We start from the raw sequence: 21,760 nt of genomic DNA on the forward strand, positions 1-21,760 counted from the left end.
TTCACGATTGTGCGACCGCAACGACCGCGGGAAACGAGGCTGTCCGGCCCGCCGGAGGCCGCTGTCGGGACGAGAGTTGGGCAGGGCCCTGGGCGGGAACACGGGCAGGGCCGTCGTTCCCGGCGCGGTGAAGTTCCCTCTTCGCACAACGAGAGCGGCCCAGTCCCTGTCCCCGGGCGTGCCGCCGCTGCCGGTCCGGCCGACGCGGATGACGGGACCGGCTTCGGCGCCGGAAGGTTCCCGCGTGGTTCTTCCGGTGATCCGTCCGGTTGTTCTTCCTGGTGCTCCTGCTCGCCAGTACATGGTCAAAGGGAGGGCGGCCGGTATGTGGTGATCGCCGGTGAGTACCATCCGCTGAACGGCGAGGCGTCGGGGTCCTCGCCCGGATGCTTCGGCAGGCGAAGTAGTGCGGGGGGCACGGGAGTTGACGACGTTCGGTGAGATGCTGCTGGTCTTCCGCCGGGCCGCGGGGCTGACCCAGGAGGAGCTGGCCGAGGCCGCCGGGATGGCGGCCCGGTCCATCCGGGACCTGGAGCGCGGCCGGCGAGCGCGCCCGCAGCGCCGCACGGCGCAGTTGCTGGTGTCGGCGCTGGGGCTGGGCGACGCCGACGCCGCCAAGTTGCTCGCGGCGGGCCGCCCCGGCGGGCAGCCGGTTCCTTCCGCCGACGACGGCACGGCGCCGTCCGGCCTGCTCGGCCGTCAGCACCAACTGATGGTCCTGGAGCGTGCGGCCGGTGAGGCACGGGCGGGCCGGGGCGGCGTGGTGCTGGTGCGGGCGGGCGCGGGGAGGGGGAAGACCGCGCTGCTTGACGCGTGGGCGGGCGTCCAGCAGCCGGGGGAGATCCGGGTGGTGTCCGCGAGTGGGGCGGAGCTGGAGCAGGGCTTCGCCTTCGCGGTGCTGCGGCAACTGGTCGAGCCCCTGCTGGCCCGAGCCGGTGACGAGGGGCGGGCACGGCTGCTGTCGGGTCCGGCGCAGCTGGCGTCGCACGCTCTGCGTGTGGAGGGGACCGGTGAGCTGTCGCCCGAGGCGTCGCTGGGCCTCCTGCACAGCCTGTACTGGCTGATGGTGCATGCCGCCGACGAGGGACCGCTCGCCCTGGTGGTCGACGACGTGCACTGGGCGGACCCACCGTCGGCGCGGTGGCTCGAATACCTGGCGCGGCGGCTGCGGGGTCTGCCCCTGCTGCTGGTGCTGGCGGGGCGGCCGGACGACGGTGCCGGGGCCGGGCCGATGCTGGAACGGATCGCCGCACAGCCCTACTGCCGGCGGATCGACCTGCCCGGGCTGGACATCGACAGTGTGACCCGCCTGGTGCGGGCGAGCCTGGGGCCCGGCGAACCACGGTTCGTCGCCGCGTGCGCCTCGGCCACCGGAAGCAACCCGCTGCTGCTGCACGCGCTGCTGCGGACCCTGGCCGACAACCAGGTCGGCGCCACCGACGACCAGGCCCACCTGGTGGCGGAGTTCCGGGGCCGGATCCTCGCCGAAACCGTGGTCAAACGGCTGGCCGACGAGCCGGAGCCGGTCCTCAGCCTGGCGCGGGCCCTAGTGGTGCTGGGGGACGAGGCCACCTGGAAGGTCACCGCCGAACTGGCGGGCCTCGGCGAGCCGAAGGCACGGGAACTCGGCGGCAGGCTGCGGCAGATCGGCGTGCTGGCGCCGGGCGAGCCGGTGCGGTTCGGGCACGCCCTGGTCCGCACCGCCGTCGCCGAAGCCGTCCTGGGACCGGTGGAACTGGCCGCCGGTCACGCGCGGGCAGCCGAACTGCTGCGCAGCGACGGCGCCGCCGACGACCTGGTGGCGGCCCATCTGCTGCTGGCCGAACCGGGCGGCGAGGGCTGGTGGGTGGACGTCCTGCGGGAGGCGGCGCGGGCGACTCGCGGCCGAGGGGCTCCGGAGGTCACCTCCGCCTATCTGCGCCGGGCTCTGCGCGAGCCGCTCTCCGCCGAAGAGCGCGGTCCCCTGCTGCTGGACCTGGGCAGGGACGAGATACAGATCGACGTCGGCGCCGCCAGGCACCACCTGGCGCAGGCATCGACGGCACTGACCGACCCGTACGCGCTGGCCGAGACGGCCTCTCTGCTCGCCAGCGCACTGTTCCTCAGCCACGAGCACGAGCGCGCCGTCGACGTCCTCGCCCGCGCCGTGGACGATCTGGGGCAGACCGACGACGGCATCGGCCTCGTCCGTGAGGTGTCGTGGTTCCTCCAGGCACAGATGCTGCTGATCGGCTATGACCAGCTGTCCACGCTCCCCGCCGCACGCCGGCACGCTCGACGGCTGCGGGACCACAAGCTGGCCGGCGACACCCCTGGTGAGTGCGTGGTCCTGGCCGCGCTGTCCGCCTGGGCCACCACGGGGGAGGCCAGCGCCCAGGTCGCGGGCGACCTCCTCGACCGGGCCCTGCGGGGCGGACTGGCCGCCGCGGACGCGTCCCACATGTTCGTGACCCTCGCCGGGCTGGCCTTCGTGGCCACCGACCGGCTCGACGACGCGGTCGCGCGCTTCGACCGCATCGGCGACACGGGTGGCCGGTGGGGGTCGTTCCTGATGGTCTCGTCCGCGCTGACCTGGCAACTGCTCGTCCAGGCCCGCCGCGGCCGGCAGCTCCCGCTCACCGCCGACTTCGGACACCCCGCCACCACGGCGGACCAGGGCCTGGAGCCTCGCGTCAGGCTCTCGATGACGACCCAGGTGGGCGAGTCGCTGATCGAGCGGTGCGATCTGACCTCGGCGACGGCGGTGCTCACCGCGGACGCCGACTTCGACCGGGTGGGCTGGACCTGGCAGGGCCCGGCGCTCCTCGCTCGCAGCCGCCTGCACGCGGCGCGGGGCAACCCGGCCGCCGCCCTCGCCGTCCTGCACGAGTACGGCACGCAGGAGAACCGGGCACAGGTCATGAGCCTGGCCGGGGCGCCCTGGCGGTCGCGGGCGGCCCTGCTGCACCTCACGCTCGGACAGCGGACGGACGCGCTCCAACTGGCCACCGAGGAACTGGAGCTGGCCCACCGATGGGGCACCGAGCGAGCGATCGGGATGGCCTCACGCTGTCTGGGCGTCATCCGTGGCGGACACAGCGGGCAGGCCCTCCTGCGCGACGCCGTGGCCGTGCTGAAACGGTCCCCCGCCCGACTGGAACTGGCCCGCGCCCACTACAGCCTTGGCACCGCCCTCCTGCGCGGCGGCGACACCGACGAGGCCCGCCAGGCCCTCACCCAGGCGCTCCACCTCGCGGACACCTGCGGCAGCGTCCTGCTGGGTGGCCAAGTACGCGGAGCGCTCGCCACGGCAGGCGTGCGCGCGAAGCCGGCCCCACCGGCGGCCCCGAGCCTCTCCCTGACCGAACACCGGCTGGTCGAACTCCTGCGCGCAGGCCACAGCGACCGCCAGATCGCCCAGGCCCTGCTCCTGACCCCGCACGACGTGACCGGACTCATCGAGCAAGCAGGCCGCACACTGGGGGTGACCAGCAGGGCGGAGCTGGCGTCCCCGGCCCAGGCCCACCAGCAAGCCGGCGGTGAGTAGACCCTGCGGTCGGCGCGATTCGGCGGCCTGGAGTCGCGAATCGGGGGTGTGACCTGCACGGACATGGCTGAGGGCGCCTGAGAGGCGTTTCAGTGATGTCCCGGCCGCGGCTGCGCATCGTCGGATGCCGGACCTTCTCGCCGATGTGCGGGGCCTGGCCGATCGGCTGCCCGAGCGTGAAGTCAATCGGATGATCCGCCAGCTGAAGAAGACCGCCGATGAGGCTGCCAGTCACATCACGGCGCTGCAGGGTGAAGCGGTCGACTCGTGGGTTGCGGCCACGCATGCTCTTCACCCCGCGGTCTCGGGCAGCCGGTCCGTCAGCCCGGCCCGGGCCGCCCAGCGCCGCGTCCGCTCTGCGCTGCGGCATCTGCGCCGCTTGCCTGACCGGCCGCTCACCCGTGAGGCCCGGCGGCTGATCGAACTGTTGGAGAAGGACCGCGGCGAGGCCGGCGGCGAGTGACGCCGCGCAGCGGCGGCTGGCCGATGCGTGGATCGCGCGCCTGCACGCCTCATGGCCCCGTCCCGAACGCGGCTCGGCCCACGACGTCAGGACGCCGATCCGGTCCCGCTGCGAGAGGTGGCGGGCAAGGCCGCAGGGCGAAACGGCCACACACGGGCTGTAGAGCGGGAGCGAGTGCCCGACGAGAGGGTCGCGGTGGCGGCAGCGGTCCGCGGCGCATTGAAGAAGGCCGCCCGGGAGCGCTCGACGACCTCCTGGGCGCGGCTGCGCCGTCGGCACTCTCTACATGTAGGCGGCCGACCGACTCGGTCGGGACGTGCCCGTTGATCCCCACGCGGCTCGCGCGCGGTGGCAGACCGAGGCCCTCCACCTGCACCGGCTCTATCGCCACGAACAACCACGAAGGTCGACGGATGGTTCGTCAAGCGCGGTGGGGACGGGGCTGGCATGGCCCAAGTACCTTGAGGTGCCGAAGGCGGGGCAGCTGCTTGCGATGTCGATCAAGGGCCGGTCGCAGACCTGCTCGCGCGAGACGACTTCGACTGGCGCGGTGATCTCACAGATGGAAGTACTGGTGGACTGGCGTCCTGGGGACCATTTGGGGACCACACGGTGCTCGCGACCCTGAACAGCGCACGCTGAGGCGCACGTCCTGCACCCTAGTTTTGCCCGATATATGCACGTAATTCCTATGGCTCGCGCTCCTGGGGGTCAAGGGGTCGCAGGTTCAAATCCTGTCGTCCCGACCAGCTTCATCGCAGGTCGGAAGCCGCTTTCCCAACTTTGGGAAGGCGGCTTCGATGCGTTCGGGGGAAGCTACGCTTGGATCATGCCGCTGCCGTCGCCCCGCCGCACCGCCAGACAGGCCGACCTGCTGGAACGCCTCGTCGCGTTGCTGACGGCGGAGGGCTTCGCGGATCTCACGCTGGACGACCTCGCCGAGCGGCTGCGCTGCTCCAAGACGACCCTGTACCAACTCGCCCGCAGCAAGCAGGGGTTGGTGGTGGAGGCGGTCAAGCACTACTTCCGCGGGGCGGCCGAGGCCGTCGAGAAGCGGGTGGCGCAGACGGTCGAACCCTCGGACCGGGTCCGCGCGTACCTGACCGCCGTGGCTGAACAACTGCGCCCGCTCTCACGCCGGTTCCTCGACGACGTGGCGGACTTCCCGCCCGCGCGCGAGGTGTACGAGGCCAACACGCGGATGGCCGCGGAGCGGGTACGCCGGCTGATCGCGGAGGGCGTCTCGCACGGCGCCTTCCGTGAGGTGCACACCGCGTTCGTCGGCGAGGTCGCCGCCGCGACCATGCGGCAGATCCAGCAGGGCGAGCTTCAGGCGCGCACCGGGCTGACCGACGCGGAGGCGTACGAGCAGCTCGCCTCACTGATCGTGCACGCCGTTTCCCCCTGACGTGTGTCCTGAACATGGAAGGAAGTTGCATGTAGGAGCGATTTCCGGAAGTGATGCTGTGCGAGAGATGAAGGTTTCGTGGCCCTTCGGAGCCGCCCTGCGGGGGGAGGCTTCAAACCGCCTCATGCTGCGTTAGCTGAAGACTGTCGTGGTGAGCGATGAGGAAAAGGCGTCGTAAGAGGCGTCAGGTGGGGACCGGAAAGACGAACGCAAGTGAATCGCTGCTGACGTGTCGTAAGGAAACCAGACGACATCGAAACCGGGGTGTGTCAAGAACTCCGGGATGAGCCTGGCGGGTGCCCGTTTATTGGCCAGGCGGTGTCCGGCATGTAGGCGACGTGAGTCCGGTCTGCGGCTCTCGCATGGAACAGGAGAAGGCAGGTCCGATACGCCCTGACGCAAGGTCGGGGGAGAGGGAGTGCCCCAAGCGGAGGACACCGTAAGGGGTCGAGTACCGATGCGGACCCTGCTGGCAGACCGGCCCGTAGTAGTGACGAAGCCCCTGTAATGAGGGTGGAGCGAAGGGGCCGGGTCGTTCGTGACTGAGTTGATCACATCAACCGGGCAGTAGCCCGGGAGGAGTGCGATGGGCCAGTTGAAGTCTCAGATCAAGCCGTTTGATATTTCGAAGTGGGAAGTCAAGGAGGCGTGGGAGGAAGTCAGGTCACATAGGGGCGCACCCGGCGTGGACGGGCAGAGCATCGAGGACTTCGAGAAGGACCTGAAGGGCAACCTTTACAAGGTATGGAACCGTATGTCGTCGGGCTCGTACTTCCCGCCGCCGGTGCGCGCGGTGGAGATTCCTAAGCCAAGCGGAGGCGGCACGAGAATGCTCGGCATTCCCGCTGTCGCCGATCGTGTGGCCCAGACCGTCGTTGCCCGGCATCTGATGCGAAGGGTGGACCCTGTATTCCACCCGGACAGCTACGGATACCGGCCTGGTCGGTCCGCCTTGGACGCGGTGGAAAGGTGCCGGGAGCGCTGCTGGAAGCGGGACTGGGTGGTGGAGTTCGACATCGCCAAGTTCTTCGACAGCGTGCCCTGGGACCTGCTGGTCAAGGCGGTGGAGGCTCACACCGACGCCGTTTGGGTGAACTTGTACGTGCGGCGGTGGCTCGCCGCCCCGCTCGTCCTGCCCGATGGCTCCCTGCTGGAACGGGAACGCGGAACCCCGCAAGGGGCCCCGGTGTCTCCCGTCCTGGCGAACCTGTTCCTGCACTACGCGTTCGACACCTGGATGGCCCGGGAGTTCCCGAGCGTCTGGTTCGAACGCTATGCGGACGATGCGGTGCTGCACTGCGTCACCGAGCGCCAGGCCCGCCATGTGCTGGCCGCGCTCAGGGACAGGATGGTCGAGGTCGGGTTGCAGCTGCACCCGGACAAGACCCGGATCGTCTACTGCAAGGACTCGTACCGGCGTGGCTCCTATGAGCACACGTCGTTCACGTTCCTCGGGTACACGTTCCGCCCCAGGAAGAACCGGAATCGGCACGGCAAGCAGTTCCTGTCGTTCGAGCCGGCCATCAGCAGGCAGGCCCTGACCCGGATCGGTCGCGAGGTGCGTTCATGGCAATTGCACCTTCGTAGCGGCACCTCCTTCGGAGACCTCGCCCGCACGATCAACCGTGTGGTCGGGGGGTGGATCAACTACTACGGACGTTTCCGGCCGTGGGAGCTGTTCCCCTTCGTGATGCGCATCAACGCCTACCTGGTGCGTTGGATCCGCAAGAAGTACAAGCGGCTCGCAAGCCGCCGGAAGGCCCACGCGAAGCTCGTGGAGATCGCACAGCGGTACCCGCGGATGTTCGCGCACTGGCGTCTCACCACCGCGGCCTGCGAGATCTGAAGATCAGAACGACAAGAGCCGTGTAACGGGAGACTTTTACGCACGGTTCTGTGAGGGCCGAGGGGTGAGATCCCCCTCGGCTACTCGATAGCCGGCCTGACCCCTGACCTGACATCCGGCGGGTTGTGGAGGTGCTTCCGCGCGCCCTCTTGTCGTACCGTGAGCGATACGTTCGTACACACTCCAGTATCATTGTCAGTATCACTTCGGTACTCGCCCGAACTCCTACCTGCGGAGGTCGCCATGCCTGCCACTCGCGCCCTTCCGACCGAGGAAGCCGTCGAGCTGATCCAGCTCACCCGCACCTTCGCCGTCAAGGAACTCGCCCCCCGGGTCGCCCTCGCGGAGGCGGACGGGGCGTTCCCCCGGGATGTCTTCCGCACGCTCGGGCGCAGCGGCCTGCTCGGGCTGCCCTTCGCCGAGGAGGACGGCGGGGCGGACCAGCCGTACGAGGTCTACCTCCAGGTGCTGGAGGAGGTCGCCGCGGTCTGGTCGAGCGTCGCCGTGGGCATCTCCGTGCACGCCCTGTCCTGCTTCCCGCTGGCCCGTTTCGGCACCGAGGAGCAGCGGCGCAGGTGGCTGCCGGACATGCTGGGCGGTGAGCTGCTCGGCGCGTACTGCCTGTCCGAGCCGCACGCCGGCTCCGACCCGGCGGCCATGCTGACCCGCGCGGTGCGTGAGGATGGGGGCACCTCCCGCTCGAGCGGAGCCGAGAGTGGGGGAGAGTACGTGCTGAACGGCACCAAGGCGTGGACCACGCACGGCGGTTACGCCGACTTCTACACCGTCATGGCCCGCACCTCCGACGACCGCGCCCACGGCATCTCCTGCTTCCTGGTCCCGGCCGACAGCCCGGGGCTCAGCGCAGACCCCCCGGAGCGGAAGATGGGCCTGACGGGCTCGGCGACCGCGACGATGCGGCTGGAGGACGTCCGGGTGCCCGTCGAGCGCCTGATAGGGGAGGAGGGGCAGGGGCTGAAGATCGCCCTCGCCTCCCTCGACCGCGGCCGGCTCGGGATCTCGGCCGTCGCCGTCGGCCTCGCGCAGGGGGCTCTCGACCACGCGGTGCGCTACGCCCGCGAGCGGGAGACGTTCGGCAAGCCGATCATCGAGCACCAGGGCCTGGCCTTCGTGCTCGCCGACATGAGCGCCGCGATCGAGTCGGCGCGGGCCACCGCGCTCGCCGCCGCCCGGCTGAACGACCTCGGCCTGCCCTTCACGCGGGAGGCTTCCATCGCCAAACTCGTGGCCACGGACAATGCCATGAAGGTGACCACGGACGCCGTGCAGGTCCTCGGGGGATACGGCTACACCCGTGACTTCCCCGTGGAACGCTATATGCGCGAGGCCAAGGTCATGCAGATCTTCGAAGGAACCAACCAGATCCAGCGCATGGTCATCTCTCGTGCGCTGGACCGTGACGAGGGCGGTGCGCTCACCGTCCTCGGCAAGGAGTGATGATGCAGCTCGAGAACACCGCCGCCCTTGTCACCGGCGGTGCGTCCGGCCTCGGCGCGGCCACCGCGAAGGCGCTCGCGGAGCGCGGCGCCCGGGTCTTCGCCCTCGACCTCAAGGACGGCATCGACAAGGCGCCCGAGGTACCCGGTGTGACCTACGTGCCCACCGACGTCACCGACCCCGGGCAGGTGGGCGCCGCAGTCGCCGTCGCGGCGGGATCCGGCGTCCCGCTGCGCACGGCCGTCAACTGCGCCGGCATCGGCCCCTCCGCGCGGATCCTCGGCAAGAAGGGCGTCCACGACCTCGGCCTGTTCGCCAAGGTGATCCAGGTCAACCTGATCGGCACCTTCAACGTGCTCGCGCTCGCCGCCGAGGCCATCGCCGAGACGGAGGCCGACGCGGAGGGCCAGCGGGGCGTCATCGTCAACACCGCTTCCATCGCCGCCTACGACGGGCAGGTCGGCCAGGCCGCCTACGCGTCGTCCAAGGGCGGCGTCGTCGGCCTGACCCTGCCCGCCGCCCGCGACCTGGCCCAGTACGGCATCCGCGTGTGCACCATCGCCCCCGGCGTCGTGGAGACGCCGATGCTGGCCACGGTGTCGGAGGAGTTCCGGGCCGGCCTCGCGGCGGGCGTGCCCTTCCCGCGCCGCCTCGCCCGCCCCGAGGAGTACGCCAAGCTCGCCCTGACGATCGTCGACCACGACTACCTCAACGGCGAGACCATCCGCATGGACGGCGCGCTGCGGATGGCGCCGCGCTAGAGCCTGTCCGCCCAGAGCCTGTCCGGCCCGGCGCCCGGTCGGCGGCGCCTACGGCCTGACCAGCAGCTGGAAGTCGAAGGCGTAGCGGGACGCGCGGTAGATGTGCGTCCCGTACTCGACCGGGCGGCCGGTGTCGTCGTAGGCCGTGCGCTGCATGGTGAGCAGGGCCGCCCCCTCGCGTTCCGTGAGGAGGGCGGCCTCCTCGGCGGTGGCGGAGCGGGCGCCGATGGTCTGGCGGGCGCTGTGCAGGGTGATGCCCGCCGAGCGCAGCAGCCGGTACAGGCCGGTCGACTCCAGGCGGTCCGTGTCGAGGTCGAGGAGGGCCGGGGGCAGGTAGTTGCACAGGAACGCCACCGGCTGTCCGTGGGTGGCGCGCAGCCGCTCCAGGAGCGTGACCTCGCTGCCCTCCGCGATGCCGAGCGCGGCGGCCACGTCGGCGGTCGCCGGTACGCGTTCGTTGCGTACGACGTGCGTGGTGGGCCCCTGTCCGGCCGCCTCCAGGTCGTCGTAGAGGCTGGAGAGTTCCAGCGGTCGTTTCACCTGGCTGTGCACGACCTGGGTGCCGACTCCCCGGCGTCGTACCAGCAGGCCCTTGTCGACCAGGGACTGGATGGCCTGGCGGACCGTCGGGCGGGACAGGCCCAGGCGGGTCGACAGGTCGATCTCGTTGCCCAGCAGGTTGCCCGGGGCGAGCGCGCCGTGTTCGATCGCCGCCTCCAGTTGCTGGGCGAGCTGGTAGTAGAGCGGCACCGGGCTGGTGCGGTCCAGCGCGAAGTGCAGCGCGTCGAGCGCGGAGCCGGGCACGGCACGGGAACGGTCGCCGGTCTTCGCCATCGGGGCACCTCCTCGGTGGGATGGGGTGGGGTACACCCGGTCGCAGGGGGTAGATCGTCTCCCAGGTGTAGGTCCCAGGGGCCCCAATGTCAAGGCTTTGTTCTTACATTCTGACCTGCTCGTGAAAGGATGTCTTAACAAAATATGGGCAGTGGTGTGGGCATTGGTCTCGTCGAGGAAAGTCGCGGACCTGGCTCCATGGCCCCAATCTGAGTAGAAACGGCCCCGCCGTGGCCATGGCCGCGGCGGAGAGAAGTCCGAGGAGAGCGGGGACAGGGCCAACGGCAACTACATGGGCGGCGGGGAACGGCCGGTGCCGACCGGCCCGGTCTTCGTCGACGAGTCCGACGTCGACGCGGTCGCCGCGTCCGCCCCGAAGGGCACCAGGTGATGATCATGACCCACCCTGCCGAGCCGGCGGTGACCCCACCGCCGGCGCCGAGCCGCGAGGAGAGTGACGGCCGGACCACGCAACGCCCGCTGGCTCTCAGACTGTTGGCGCGCCCCGAGGTGGGGGTGTTCCTCGGCGCCGTCGCGGTGTACGTGTTCTTCCTGATCGCCGCGCCCCCGGTGCGGGACGGCAGTTCGATGGCCAACGTCCTGTATCAGTCGTCGACGATCGGGATCATGGCCCTTCCGGTGGCGCTGCTGATGATCGGCGGCGAGTTCGACCTCTCGGCCGGTGTCGCCGTGATCACCTCGGCGCTCGCCGCGAGCATGCTCAGCTACCAACTGACCACGAACGTCTGGGTCGGTGTGGTCGTCGCGCTCCTGTTGTCCCTCGCCATCGGCTTCTTCAACGGCTGGGTGGTGGTCAAGACCGGGCTGCCGAGCTTCCTCGTCACCCTGGGCACCTTCCTGATCCTCCAGGGCGTCAACCTCGCGGTGACCAAGCTGATCACCAGCAACGTGGCGACCGACGACATCAGCGACATGGACGGCTTCGGCCAGGCGAGGAAGGTCTTCGCCTCGTCCTTCGGCGTCGCCGGCGTCCAGGTGAAGATCACCATCGTGTACTGGCTGGTCTTCGCGGCCATCGCGACCTGGGTTCTGATCCGTACGAAGTACGGCAACTGGATCTTCGCGGTGGGCGGCAACAAGGAGTCCGCGCGGGCCGTCGGTGTGCCCGTGACGTTCACCAAGATCTCGCTGTTCATGCTGGTCGGTTTCGGCGCCTGGTTCGTCGGCATGCACCAGCTGTTCACGTTCAACACCGTGCAGTCCGGCGAGGGCGTCGGCCAGGAGCTGATCTACATCTCCGCGGCGGTGATCGGCGGCTGTCTGCTGACCGGCGGTGCCGGTTCCGCGATCGGCCCGGTCTTCGGCGCGTTCATGTTCGGCATGGTGCAGCAGGGCATCGTCTACGCCGGCTGGAACCCCGACTGGTTCAAGGCGTTCCTCGGCGTGATGCTGCTCGGCGCCGTCCTGATCAATCTGTGGGTCGGCCGCGCGGCGACCCGGAGGTGACCCCCCATGACCACCAGTAACGGAAGCGGAACGCACGGCGCGATCCTCACGGACACCGTCCCCGAGAACGGCGGCCGGGTGCTCGTCGAGCTGCGCAACGCAGGCAAGTCCTACGGCAACATCCGTGCCCTGCACGGTGTGAGCCTCGCCGTCCGTCCCGGCAAGGTGACCTGCGTGCTCGGTGACAACGGCGCCGGCAAGTCCACCCTGATCAAGATCATCTCCGGGCTGCACCGGCACACCGAGGGCGAGTTCCTCGTCGACGGCGAACCGGTGCACTTCACCACCCCGCGCCAGGCCCTCGACCGCGGCATCGCCACCGTCTACCAGGACCTCGCCACCGTCCCGCTGATGCCCGTCTGGCGGAACTTCTTCCTCGGCTCCGAGCTCACCAAGGGCCCCTGGCCCGTGCAACGTCTCGACATCGAGAAGATGAAGAAGACCGCCGACGAGGAGCTGCGCAACATGGGCATCGTCCTCGACGATCTCGAGCAGCCCATCGGGACGCTGTCCGGCGGCCAGCGCCAGTGCGTGGCCATCGCCCGCGCCGTCCACTTCGGCGCCCGCGTCCTCATCCTGGACGAGCCCACCGCCGCCCTCGGCGTCAAGCAGTCCGGCGTGGTCCTGAAGTACATCGCCGCCGCCCGCGACCGCGGCCTCGGCGTCATCTTCATCACCCACAACCCCCACCACGCCTACATGGTCGGCGACCACTTCAGCGTCCTGCGCCTCGGCACCATGGAGTTGAGCGCCGACCGCAGCGCGGTCACCCTCGAAGAACTCACCAACCACATGGCCGGCGGCACCGAACTCGCGGCCCTGAAGCACGAGTTGGCCCAAGTGCGCGGCGTGGACGTCGAGGAGCTCCCGGAGGAGAAGGACCTCACCGTTCCCGCGGCGGACCCGGCAGAGGGGACGCCGTGACATGGCGAACGCCCTCGACCGCATCCGCGTCGGCTCGGCCCCCGACTCCTGGGGCGTGTGGTTCCCCGACGACCCCCGGCAGGTGCCCTGGGAACGCTTCCTGGACGAGGTCTCCGAGGCCGGCTACTCCTGGATCGAACTCGGCCCCTACGGCTATCTGCCGACCGACCCGGCCCGTCTCGAAGACGAGGTCGCCAGGCGGGGGCTGAGCGTCTCGGCGGGCACGGTCTTCACCGGACTGCACCGCGGCCCGTCCGTCTGGGAGTCCACCTGGGCACACGTCAGCGAAGTGGCCGCGCTCACCCAGGCGATGGGCGCCCGGCACCTCGTCGTCATCCCGGCCTTCTGGCGGGACGACAAGACGGCCGAGCTCCTGGAGCCGCCGGAACTGACGGGCAGTCAGTGGGCCCATCTCACCAAGGGCATGGAGCGGTTGGGCCACGAGGTGCAGGAGGCGTACGGCCTGGACCTCGTCGTGCATCCGCACGCCGACACGCACCTCGACACCGAGCAGCACGTCGAGCGCTTCCTCGACTCCACCGACAGCGAACTCGTCAACCTCTGCCTGGACACCGGCCATTACGCCTACTGCGGCGGCGACAGCGTCCAGTTGATCGAGACCTACGGCGAACGCATCGGCTACCTCCACCTCAAACAGGTCGACCCGGACGTCCTCGCCGACATCGTCCGGGACGAGGTGCCGTTCGGTCCCGCCGTGCAGCGCGGCGTGATGTGCGAACCGCCGTCCGGTGTACCGGAGTTGGAGCCCGTCCTCGTCGCGGCGCAGCGGCTGGGCGTCGAGCTGTTCGCGATCGTCGAGCAGGACATGTACCCGTGCGAGCCGGACGCGCCGCTGGCCATCGCGATCCGCACCCGGAAGTTCCTGCGCTCCTGCGGGGCGTGAGCGGGCAGGGCCCACGCATCCGCGCAGTCTCCGTCGGCAGGCGGTGGCGTGCGGGCGCTCCTATCCTGGTGCTGATGGGCCGCATGCGGCCCGTGCCCATGGGTGCGGCTGTGGCCTGCGGCGTCAACCTCCTCATGCGGGAGAAGGCCCATGACACACCCGTACACGCGCGTGCGCAGAGGGATCGTCGTCGCCACCGCGGTGGGGGCGCTGGTGGTGCCGATCGCGGGCGGTGCGGCGACGGCACTGCCCGCCTCGGCCGCCGCTGCCCCCACCGTCACCGAACCACCCTCCCCGTCGTCCTCGTCCGGTGATGGCGTCGTCGAACTCACCCCCGCCGTGCAGAAGCAGGTCGACGCGGCCGTGCAGCGGGTCATGAAGCAGGCGAGCATCCCCGGTGTGACCGTCGGCATCTGGACGCCCGGCCAGGGCGACTACGTGAAGTCCTTCGGCGTCCGCGACAAGAGCACCGGCCAGAAGATGGATCCGGGCCTCTACATGCGGATCGGCAGCGAGACCAAGACGTTCACCGTCACCGCGCTGCTGGAACTCGTCGACCAGGGCAAGATCGGCCTCGACGACACCATCGACAAGTACATCGACGGCGTACCGAACGGCGACAAGATCACCCTGCGGCAACTGGCCGGCATGCGCAGCGGGCTCTTCAACTACTCGGCGGACGAGGACTTCTTCAAGGCGCTGACCTCGAATCCGCAGCGGCCGTTCACCCCGCAGGAACTGCTCGACTACTCCTTCAAGCACCCTGTGCTGTTCCCGCCGGGCGAGAAGTTCTACTACTGCAACACCAACCTGATCCTGCTCGGCCTGGTGGTGGAGAAGATCAGCGGCCAGACACTCGCGAACTACATCCAGCAGCACATCCTCGACCGGGCAGGCATGGCGCACACCCTCTTCCCGACCGGCAACGAGTTCCCGACACCGCACTCCCAGGGCTACACCAACCAGACCGCCACCGGGAAGGTCGAGGACTCGGCCGACTGGAACCCCTCCTGGGGCTGGGCGGCCGGCGCGATGATCTCCCAGCTTCAGGACCTGCACACCTGGGCGCGCACAGTGGCCACGGGCGTTCTGCCGAACGGTGAGACGCTGATCAGTCCCGCCACACAGAAGCAGCGGCTGATCACCCCGGCGACCCCGATCCCGGGCGCCGGATACGGGCTCGGCATCTTCAACGTGCAGGGCTGGATCGGCCACAACGGCTCCCTGCCGGGCTACGAGTCCCTGACCATCTACCTGCCGTCGGCGCGGGCGACACTCGTCGTGCTGCTCAACACCGACATCAACTACAAGAACGAGGAGCCGAGCACCCTGCTCGGCGACGCGATCACGACGATCATCTCCCCGGACCATGTCTTCAACCTGCCGGCGGAACCAGCGGCGCAGTGAGAACGTTCAGGGAAGTACAAGGTGTGTGGAGCAGGGGACGGGGAGGGTGAGATGCAGGAAGAAACGCGGGAAGCGATAGAGGAAGAGGCGCAGGAAGGCGCGCGGGACGTGGAGCAGGCCGGCGCCGTGGAGGCCGCGCGCCGGGCCCGGTTCGGGGCGCTGCCCGAGCGGGTGCTCCCGCAGGACATGGTGGAGGAGCGGCCGGCCCACCCCCGGGATCCGGCACGCGACGCCTACGACCCTGACGAGGTCGCGATGCGCTTCGGCCTGTGAGAGCGGAGAAGGGCGACCGGGACCATGCCCCCGGTCGCCCTTCCCGCAGCCCAGGCCTCAGGCTCGGCCTCGGCCTCACCTCAGGCGGCGCGGACCTCGGCGATCGTCACCGGCCGGTGCTCGTGCAGCGACAGCGTGCAGGCGTCCGCGATCCAGCCCGCCTCCAAGGCGTCCTCGATCGTGCAGGGCGAAGGCCGGTGGCCTGCCACGACCTCGGTGAACGCGGTGAGTTCGGCGCGGTAGGCGGCGGCGAAGCGGTCCATGAAGAAGTCGTGCGGGGTGCCGGCCGGGAAGGTCACCCCGGGCTCCACCGAGCGCAGCGGCAGCTTGTCCTCCAGACCCACGGCGATCGAGTCCGCGAAGCCGTGGATCTCCATGCGGACGTCGTAACCGCGGGCGTTGTGGCGGGAGTTGGAGACCACCGCGATCGTGCCGTCGTCGAGGGTGAGGATCGCGCCGGTGGTGTCGGCGTCGCCCGCCTCCTTGATGTAGTCGGCGCCCCGGTTGCCGCCGACCGCGTACACCTCGGTGACCTCGCGGCCCGTCACCCAGCGGATGATGTCGAAGTCGTGCACGGAACAGTCCCGGAAGATGCCCCCGGAGGCGGCGATGTACGCGGCCGGCGGCGGGGCCGGGTCCAGCGTGGTCGAGCGGACCGTGTGCAGCTTGCCCAGCTCACCGGCCTGTACGGCGGCCCGCGCGGCCACGAAGCCCGCGTCGAAGCGGCGGTTGTAGCCGATCTGGATGGGGACGGAACTGCCCTGGACGGCCTTGAGCACGGCGACGCCCTCTGCCATCGTCCTGGCGACGGGCTTCTCGCAGAAGACGGGGATGCCCGCCTCGACGGCGGCCAGGATCAGGCCCGGGTGGGCGTCGGTCGCGGCGGCGACCACGACACCGTCCACACCGGCGTCCAGCACGGCTTCGGGGGAGTCCGCGACCTCGGCGCCGAACCGCTCGGCCGCCTTCTTGGCGGCTTCCGCGAACGGGTCGGCCACGACGAGCGACTCGACGGCGTCGAGTCCGGAGAGGGTCTCGGCGTGGAAGGCGCCGATGCGGCCGAGGCCGAGGATTCCGATGCGCATGTGCTTCGCTGCTTCCCTGAGAGTGGTTGGTCCGTCGCCGGGGCTCCGCACCGGAACCCCGATCGCCCGTCCGGCTCGGCCTCGACCGCCGGACGGGCTTGTTGTTTCCCTTAGTCCATCCCGCCCAGCACGTTCTGGTCCCAGTCGATCACCGAACCGGTGACCACGCCCGAGCGCTCGGACAGCAGGAAGACCACGAAGTCGGCGATCTCGTCCGGCTGGCCCAGCTTGCCCATCGGCAGCCGGGCCGCCGCCTGCTCGCGCCAGTCGTCCCCGGCGTCGTGGAACGCCTTCTGCGTCGCGTCCTCGCCCTCGGTGGCCGTCCAGCCGATGTTCAGGCCGTTGATCCGCACCCGGTCGAAGCGATGGGCGTGCGCCGCGTTGCGGGTCAGCCCGACCAGGCCGGCCTTGGAGGCGACGTACGGCGCGAGGAACGGCTGACCGCCGTGCGACGAGGTGGTGATGATGTTGACGATCGTGCCGGGCGCCTCGCGGGCCAGCATGTCCGCCACCGCCGCCTGCATGGCGAAGAACGGCGCCTTGAGGTTGATCGCGATGTGCTCGTCGAACAGCTCGGGCGTGGTGTCCAGGAGCGTGCCCCGGGACGTCAGACCGGCCGAGTTGACCAGGCAGTCGACCCGGCCGTACGCGGCGACCGTCTCGGCCACCGACGCCTTCGCCTGCCCGGCGTCCGACAGGTCGGCCCGGACGAAGAGCGCCTTGCCGCCCGCCGCGGTCAGCTCCGCCGCCAGCGCCTCGCCCGGCTCGGGCCGCCGTCCGGTGACGGCGACGAGCGCGCCCTCGCGGACCGCCGCCCGCGCGATGGCCGCGCCCACCCCCTGGCTGCCGCCGTTGACGAGGACGACCTTGTCGTCGAGAAGTCCCATGTGCGGTGGATCCTTTCAGCTGATGCGCCGCTCGGCGCCGGCCCGCAGCTCGTCCCGGAGTGCCTGCGGGGTCCACTCCTCGTGCAGCGCCCGCCGTACGACGTCCGCCTGTGTGGCCGGGGCCAGACCGTCGACCGGCGGGTCGTTGTCGAGGTTGGTGGGGAAGGGGTAGCCCTCGGCGCTCGCGGCCACGACCCGCTCCAGCCACTCCTGGCCCACGCCCTGCGCCCGGCGCTTCAGCAGCACGGGGAAGACCGCGTTCGCCACCGCCTCGCGGTCCACGGTCTCCATCGCGCGCCCGAAGGCCGAGGACACCTGGAGCAGGTTGGCCATCCGGCGTACGCCGGCGGTGCGGTTGGTGCCGGCGGCGTGGAAGACGGCCGGGTTGAAGAAGGCCGCGTCGCCCTTCGCCAGGGGGAGTTGGACATGGTGCTGCTCGAAGTACTCCTGGAACTTGGGCAGTCGCCACGCCAGATAGCCGGGCTCGTACCCTTGCGAGTAGGGCAGGTACAGCGTGGGGCCGGACTCCACCGGCATGTCGCAGTGCGCCACCGCGCCCTGGAGCGTGAGCACCGGGGAGAGGCGGTGGACGTGCGCCGGATAGGCGGCGGCCGCGTCGTTGGAGAGGAACCCGAGGTGGTAGTCGCGGTGCGGGCTCTGCGCCGCGCCGCCCGGGTTGACCACGTTGACCTGCGAGGTCACCTGGTAGCCGGGGCCCAGCCAGGCTCGCGAGACCAGCGCGAGGACGTCGTTGGCGTAGTAGTCGGCGAACGCCTCCGGGTCGTACAGGGCGGCCTTCTCCAGGGCGTTCCAGACGCGGTCGTTGGCGCCCGGCTTCGCGAAGTGGTCGCCGGCGGTCGCACCCGAGGCGTGCTGCTCGGCGATGAGCGCGTCGAAGACGGCGGTGGCCCGGTCGACGACCGCCGGATCGGGGAAGGCGCCCCGGAAGACGACGACGCCGGGACCGTCGGTCAGGGCCCGCACCAGCTCGGCGCGCACCGCACGGTCCGCGCCGGCGGCGCGCAGGCGCTCACTGTCGTAGACGAGGACGTTCCCCTCGACCGCGGCGGCGTGCGGGAAGTCGGCGAGTTCGGCCTTGCGCTCGACCAGCGAGCGGAAGGCGTCGAGGTCGCAGTCCTGCTCGGACAGCCAGGAGCGGTCCCCGGCAGCCCCGGCACGGTCCGGCCCGGAAGTGAAGGACATCGGCGTCCCTTCGATGACTTCGATGACAATGGCGGCTCAGCACTGACAACGGTGGCTCAGCGCTGCCATTGTTGTCATGACAAACCCGTCGAACAACCAGCAGGCGGCCATCAAAAACCCCTCAAGCGCATCCTCAAGCGCACCCCCAAGGCAATCTTCGAGCGCAATCCCGGGAGCTTTCCGTGGGTCACCCCTTCCCCATCCGTGAGATCGCACGTCAGGCGGGCCTCAGTGAGGCCACCGTCGACCGGGTCCTCAACGGCAGGGGAGGGGTGCGCGAGTCCACCGTGCAGGAGGTCCAGCGGGCCATCGCCGACCTGGACCGCCAGCGCACGCAGGTCAGACTCACCGGCCGCACCTTCATGATCGACATCGTGATGCAGTCGCCGGAACGGTTCAGCACCGCCGTCCGGGCCGCCCTGGAGGCCGAGCTGCCGTCCCTGCACCCGGCAGTGCTGCGCTCCCGCTTCCACTTCCGGGAGACCGGACCGGTGCGGGAGCTGGTCTCGACCCTGGACCGGATAGTGCGGCGCGGTTCGCAGGGGGTGATCCTCAAGGCGCCGGACGTCCCCGAGGTCACCGCCGCCGTCGGCCGGCTGGTGGCCGCCGGCATCCCGGTCGTCACCCTGGTCACGGACCTGCCCGCCAGCGCCCGCCTCGGCTACGTCGGCATCGACGACCGGTCCGCCGGCGCCACCGCCGCCTACCTCACGGGCCAGTGGCTCGGAGACCGCCCCGGCAATGTGCTCACCAGCCTGAGCAGCGGATTCTTCCGCAACGAGGAGGAGCGCGAGATGGGCTTCCGCAGCGTGATGCGGGCCCGCCATCCCGAGCGCGCGCTCGTCGAGATCGCCGAGGGACAGGGGCTGGACGCCACCCAGTACGACCTCGTCCGGGCCGCGCTGGAACGCGACCCGGACATCCGCGCCGTCTACTCCATCGGCGGCGGCAACATCGCCACCCTGCGCGCCTTCGCCGACCTCGGCCGGGAGTGCGCCGTGTTCGTCGCGCACGACCTCGACCACGACAACACCCGGCTGCTGAGCGAGCACCGGCTGTCCGCCGTCCTCCACCACGACCTGCGCCACGACGTGCGCGAGGCCTGCCACACCGTGATGCGGGCCCACGGCGCGCTGCCGCCGGCCGGGCCCATGCTGCCGTCGCCGATCCAGGTGGTCACCCCGTACAACATGCCGCCCCAGACGACGGCCGGCTGAAGCGGGCCGCCACCTGGGGCGCGGGCTGTGCGGTGGTCAGTGCCGGAGTGCCGGTGACGTGGGCGTGGACGTGGTCGCCGGGGTGACGCGGGCCGCGCTGCGGTACGTCGAGACGCCCAGGGCCAGCAGCCAGTAGCTGAGGACGGCCCCCGTCAGCGCGGTCGTGCCCCAGCCGTTCGCCGCATAGAAGAACGACGGGTCGTTGCCGAAGAACAGCGACGGCACGAAGGCCAGGTTGATCCCGGCCAGGACGTACGCCGAGCGGCCGGTCCAGCGCGGCAGGAGACGGGTCCGGGAGACGGCGTACCCGAGCGCGGTCAGGAAGAGCGCCAGCATCAGACGGGAGATCGACCCGTAGAGGATGTAGGTGCCACTGACGTCGATGGTCGGGTCGATCGGATGGTCGACGGCGATGACCGCGCCCGCCTCCAGGCCCATGGAGACGAGGGTGACCGTCGCGTAGACCATCCCCGTGGCGGTCGCGATCGAGCCCACCCACGCATGGTCCGGGCTCACCCGCCCGACCAGCTCCTGGAAAGCGGTCACGAACACGACCAGGGACGCCAGCGCGACGATCCCGATCAGCAGCCGGGCCAGCACGTTCGCGTCCGGAGGCGGTCCCGCGTAGACGAAGTACAGCGGTACCTGGACGATGAGAGCGACCGCGGCGACGATGCCCGCGAGTCCGGTCAGTCGCCGGGCGAGGAATTCCGACATGGGTGTCCCCCGAGTTCGGTGTGGCGGATCCGGTGCCGGCGTGCGTGCCGACACCGAGAAGCCTGCCGTTCCCGGGGCTCGCGGTCCCTGGGCCTGAGCACCGAGTCGGGGGTGCCCCCAGCACCCACCCCTACGGGTGCACATCAACACCCCCCTACGGGCGCACGTCCACCCAGGAGCCGCTTTCCGCCGACCGGGTCATGGCCTCCAGCACGGTCGCGCTGTGCACCGCGTCCGCGAGGGTCGCCCCGTACGGGGTGCCCTCGGCGACCGAGCGCAGGAAGCGGTACGCCTCCACCACCTTCAGGTCGTCGTAGCCCATGGCGTTCGCCGCGCCCGGCTGGAAGGCGCCGAACTCGCCGTCGCCCGGGCCGACGTACACCGTGCTCACCGGCTGGTCCTGGTACGTCGTGCCGCGGCTGACGCCCAGTTCGTTCATCCTCCTGAAGTCCCAGAACACCGCGCCCTTGGTGCCGTGCACCTCGAAGCCGTAGTTGTTCTGCTCGCCGACCGAGACCCGGCAGGCCTCCAGCACGCCCCGCGCGCCGGAGGCGAAGCGCAGCAGACAGTTGACGTAGTCCTCGTTCTCGACCGGGCCGAGCTCACCGCCGGCGGCGCGGCTGTGGCCCGCCGTCGCCCCGGTCGGGCGGGCCCGCTCGGGTACGAAGACCGCTGTGTCGGCCGTCAGGGCGGCGAGGTCGCCGAGCAGGAAACGGGCCAGGTCGGCGCCGTGCGAGGCCAGGTCGCCCAGCACTCCGCTGCCGCCCCGCTCCCGCTCGAACCGCCAGGTCAGGGCGCCGTCCGGGTGGGCCGCGTAGTCGCTGAACAGGCGTATGCGGACGTGGGTGACCGCGCCGATCTCACCGGCGGCGATCAGGTCGCGGGCCGTCTCCACGGCGGGCGCGTTGCGGTAGTTGAAGCCGACCGTGCCCTGGACGCCCGCCGCGGCCACCGCGTCCGCCACCGCCCGGGCGTCACCCGGGGTGAGGCCGACCGGCTTCTCGATCCAGATGTGCTTGCCGGCCTCGGCCATCGCGACACCGATCTCACGGTGCAGGAAGTTCGGCGCGGTGATGCTGACGGCCCGCACGCGCGGGTCGGCGGCCACCTCGCGCCAGTCCCGGGTGACGGCGGCGAAGCCGAACTGGTCGGCGGCCTCCTCCGCCCGGCCGGGCACCTCCTCGGCGACGGTCACCAGCTCGGGACGCAGCGCCAGCCCCGGATAGTGGTGCCGGACGCGGGCGTACGCCTGGCTGTGCACCCGGCCCATCCAGCCGAACCCGACGACGGCGACTCCGAGCGCATCCACCACTACAGCCCCTCTTTGGACCGGTCCATACCTGTCCAGGTCACCCTGAAGGCCGTTTCCCGAGGGTGTCA

Annotated in this window: 18 protein-coding genes; 12 read left to right on the top strand and 6 right to left on the bottom strand. The window is 70.5% G+C overall.

Annotation, left to right across the window (positions count from 1 at the left end; translation table 11 throughout):
* Positions 1 to 424 precede the first annotated feature (424 nt).
* From OG352_RS36200 to OG352_RS36225, 6 genes are all read left to right on the top strand, one after another.
* Positions 425 to 3,526: an ATP-binding protein gene (locus tag OG352_RS36200; RefSeq protein WP_329222717.1), complete on the top strand. Its 3,102-nt coding sequence runs from the start codon at positions 425 to 427 to the stop codon at positions 3,524 to 3,526.
* A 124-nt stretch (positions 3,527 to 3,650) separates the two neighbouring features.
* Complete coding sequence (locus OG352_RS36205) at positions 3,651 to 3,989, top strand: hypothetical protein (RefSeq protein WP_329222718.1); 339 nt, start codon at positions 3,651 to 3,653, stop codon at positions 3,987 to 3,989.
* 829 nt (positions 3,990 to 4,818) lie between these two features.
* Positions 4,819 to 5,397, top strand: a complete 579-nt coding sequence (locus tag OG352_RS36210; protein ID WP_443072433.1) for a TetR/AcrR family transcriptional regulator — start codon at positions 4,819 to 4,821, stop codon at positions 5,395 to 5,397.
* A gap of 586 nt (positions 5,398 to 5,983) precedes the next feature.
* On the top strand, positions 5,984 to 7,243 hold the full coding sequence (gene ltrA / locus OG352_RS36215; protein ID WP_329220876.1) for a group II intron reverse transcriptase/maturase: 1,260 nt from the start codon (positions 5,984 to 5,986) through the stop codon (positions 7,241 to 7,243).
* 243 nt (positions 7,244 to 7,486) lie between these two features.
* Positions 7,487 to 8,701 carry an acyl-CoA dehydrogenase family protein gene (locus OG352_RS36220; RefSeq protein WP_329222719.1) on the top strand — a complete coding sequence of 405 codons (1,215 nt, stop codon included), beginning with the start codon at positions 7,487 to 7,489 and terminating at the stop codon, positions 8,699 to 8,701.
* Between the two features lie 2 nt (positions 8,702 to 8,703).
* A complete protein-coding gene (locus OG352_RS36225; RefSeq protein WP_329222720.1) occupies positions 8,704 to 9,462 on the top strand; it encodes an SDR family NAD(P)-dependent oxidoreductase in 759 nt (252 codons plus the stop codon).
* Positions 9,463 to 9,510: 48 nt separating this feature from the next.
* Here the strand turns inward: OG352_RS36225 and OG352_RS36230 are convergent, their stop codons facing one another.
* Positions 9,511 to 10,296 carry a GntR family transcriptional regulator gene (locus tag OG352_RS36230; RefSeq protein WP_329222722.1) on the bottom strand — a complete coding sequence of 262 codons (786 nt, stop codon included), beginning with the start codon at positions 10,294 to 10,296 and terminating at the stop codon, positions 9,511 to 9,513.
* Positions 10,297 to 10,686: 390 nt separating this feature from the next.
* Between OG352_RS36230 and OG352_RS36240 the strand changes: the two genes are divergently transcribed.
* The 5 genes from OG352_RS36240 (at position 10,687) to OG352_RS36260 (ending at position 15,271) form a co-directional block, all read left to right on the top strand.
* The gene (locus tag OG352_RS36240; RefSeq protein ID WP_329222723.1) at positions 10,687 to 11,763 is read left to right on the top strand and encodes an ABC transporter permease; all 1,077 of its coding nucleotides are present in this window, start codon (positions 10,687 to 10,689) and stop codon (positions 11,761 to 11,763) included.
* A 6-nt stretch (positions 11,764 to 11,769) separates the two neighbouring features.
* A complete protein-coding gene (locus tag OG352_RS36245) occupies positions 11,770 to 12,687 on the top strand; it encodes an ATP-binding cassette domain-containing protein (RefSeq protein WP_329222724.1) in 918 nt (305 codons plus the stop codon).
* Between the two features lies 1 nt (position 12,688).
* Positions 12,689 to 13,591 carry a sugar phosphate isomerase/epimerase family protein gene (locus tag OG352_RS36250; RefSeq protein WP_329222726.1) on the top strand — a complete coding sequence of 301 codons (903 nt, stop codon included), beginning with the start codon at positions 12,689 to 12,691 and terminating at the stop codon, positions 13,589 to 13,591.
* A gap of 150 nt (positions 13,592 to 13,741) precedes the next feature.
* Positions 13,742 to 14,998, top strand: a complete 1,257-nt coding sequence (locus tag OG352_RS36255) for a serine hydrolase domain-containing protein (protein WP_329222727.1) — start codon at positions 13,742 to 13,744, stop codon at positions 14,996 to 14,998.
* A 51-nt stretch (positions 14,999 to 15,049) separates the two neighbouring features.
* Positions 15,050 to 15,271, top strand: coding sequence for a hypothetical protein (locus OG352_RS36260; protein WP_329222729.1), 222 nt, complete (start codon positions 15,050 to 15,052; stop codon positions 15,269 to 15,271).
* An 80-nt stretch (positions 15,272 to 15,351) separates the two neighbouring features.
* On the opposite strand, the gene OG352_RS36265 is transcribed toward OG352_RS36260, so the two are convergent.
* The 3 genes from OG352_RS36265 to OG352_RS36275 form a co-directional block, all read right to left on the bottom strand.
* The gene (locus OG352_RS36265; protein ID WP_329222730.1) at positions 15,352 to 16,356 is read right to left on the bottom strand and encodes a Gfo/Idh/MocA family protein; all 1,005 of its coding nucleotides are present in this window, start codon (positions 16,354 to 16,356) and stop codon (positions 15,352 to 15,354) included.
* Positions 16,357 to 16,466: 110 nt separating this feature from the next.
* On the bottom strand, positions 16,467 to 17,243 hold the full coding sequence (locus tag OG352_RS36270; protein WP_329222732.1) for an SDR family oxidoreductase: 777 nt from the start codon (positions 17,241 to 17,243) through the stop codon (positions 16,467 to 16,469).
* A gap of 15 nt (positions 17,244 to 17,258) precedes the next feature.
* Positions 17,259 to 18,446 (bottom strand): phytanoyl-CoA dioxygenase family protein, encoded by a 1,188-nt coding sequence (locus OG352_RS36275; RefSeq protein ID WP_329222733.1) that lies wholly within the window; start codon positions 18,444 to 18,446, stop codon positions 17,259 to 17,261.
* Positions 18,447 to 18,628: 182 nt separating this feature from the next.
* On the opposite strand from OG352_RS36275, the gene OG352_RS36280 reads away from it, so the two are divergent.
* Entirely contained in the window at positions 18,629 to 19,663 is a 1,035-nt protein-coding gene (locus OG352_RS36280) for a LacI family DNA-binding transcriptional regulator (protein ID WP_329222734.1), read from the top strand.
* Positions 19,664 to 19,699: 36 nt separating this feature from the next.
* Here OG352_RS36280 and OG352_RS36285 read toward each other — a convergent pair whose 3' ends face one another.
* Together OG352_RS36285 and OG352_RS36290 are read right to left on the bottom strand one after the other, a co-directional pair.
* Positions 19,700 to 20,380, bottom strand: coding sequence for a hypothetical protein (locus OG352_RS36285; protein ID WP_329222736.1), 681 nt, complete (start codon positions 20,378 to 20,380; stop codon positions 19,700 to 19,702).
* A 154-nt stretch (positions 20,381 to 20,534) separates the two neighbouring features.
* Positions 20,535 to 21,692: a Gfo/Idh/MocA family protein gene (locus OG352_RS36290; RefSeq protein ID WP_329222737.1), complete on the bottom strand. Its 1,158-nt coding sequence runs from the start codon at positions 21,690 to 21,692 to the stop codon at positions 20,535 to 20,537.
* Positions 21,693 to 21,760 lie beyond the last annotated feature (68 nt).

Source organism: Streptomyces sp. NBC_01485 (genome assembly GCF_036227125.1).
GTDB lineage: Bacteria > Actinomycetota > Actinomycetes > Streptomycetales > Streptomycetaceae > Streptomyces.

Coding starts and splice junctions, on each gene's coding strand:
- OG352_RS36265 (WP_329222730.1), bottom strand. CDS start 16,356: ATGCGCATCGGAATCCTCGGCCTCGGCCGCATCGGCGCCTTCCACGCC.
- OG352_RS36285 (WP_329222736.1), bottom strand. CDS start 20,380: ATGTCGGAATTCCTCGCCCGGCGACTGACCGGACTCGCGGGCATCGTC.
- OG352_RS36225 (WP_329222720.1), top strand. CDS start 8,704: ATGCAGCTCGAGAACACCGCCGCCCTTGTCACCGGCGGTGCGTCCGGC.
- OG352_RS36270 (WP_329222732.1), bottom strand. CDS start 17,243: ATGGGACTTCTCGACGACAAGGTCGTCCTCGTCAACGGCGGCAGCCAG.
- OG352_RS36205 (WP_329222718.1), top strand. CDS start 3,651: ATGCCGGACCTTCTCGCCGATGTGCGGGGCCTGGCCGATCGGCTGCCC.
- OG352_RS36255 (WP_329222727.1), top strand. CDS start 13,742: ATGACACACCCGTACACGCGCGTGCGCAGAGGGATCGTCGTCGCCACC.
- OG352_RS36245 (WP_329222724.1), top strand. CDS start 11,770: ATGACCACCAGTAACGGAAGCGGAACGCACGGCGCGATCCTCACGGAC.
- OG352_RS36210 (WP_443072433.1), top strand. CDS start 4,819: ATGCCGCTGCCGTCGCCCCGCCGCACCGCCAGACAGGCCGACCTGCTG.
- OG352_RS36275 (WP_329222733.1), bottom strand. CDS start 18,446: ATGTCCTTCACTTCCGGGCCGGACCGTGCCGGGGCTGCCGGGGACCGC.
- OG352_RS36260 (WP_329222729.1), top strand. CDS start 15,050: ATGCAGGAAGAAACGCGGGAAGCGATAGAGGAAGAGGCGCAGGAAGGC.
- OG352_RS36250 (WP_329222726.1), top strand. CDS start 12,689: ATGGCGAACGCCCTCGACCGCATCCGCGTCGGCTCGGCCCCCGACTCC.
- OG352_RS36240 (WP_329222723.1), top strand. CDS start 10,687: ATGATCATGACCCACCCTGCCGAGCCGGCGGTGACCCCACCGCCGGCG.
- OG352_RS36230 (WP_329222722.1), bottom strand. CDS start 10,296: ATGGCGAAGACCGGCGACCGTTCCCGTGCCGTGCCCGGCTCCGCGCTC.
- ltrA (WP_329220876.1), top strand. CDS start 5,984: ATGGGCCAGTTGAAGTCTCAGATCAAGCCGTTTGATATTTCGAAGTGG.
- OG352_RS36220 (WP_329222719.1), top strand. CDS start 7,487: ATGCCTGCCACTCGCGCCCTTCCGACCGAGGAAGCCGTCGAGCTGATC.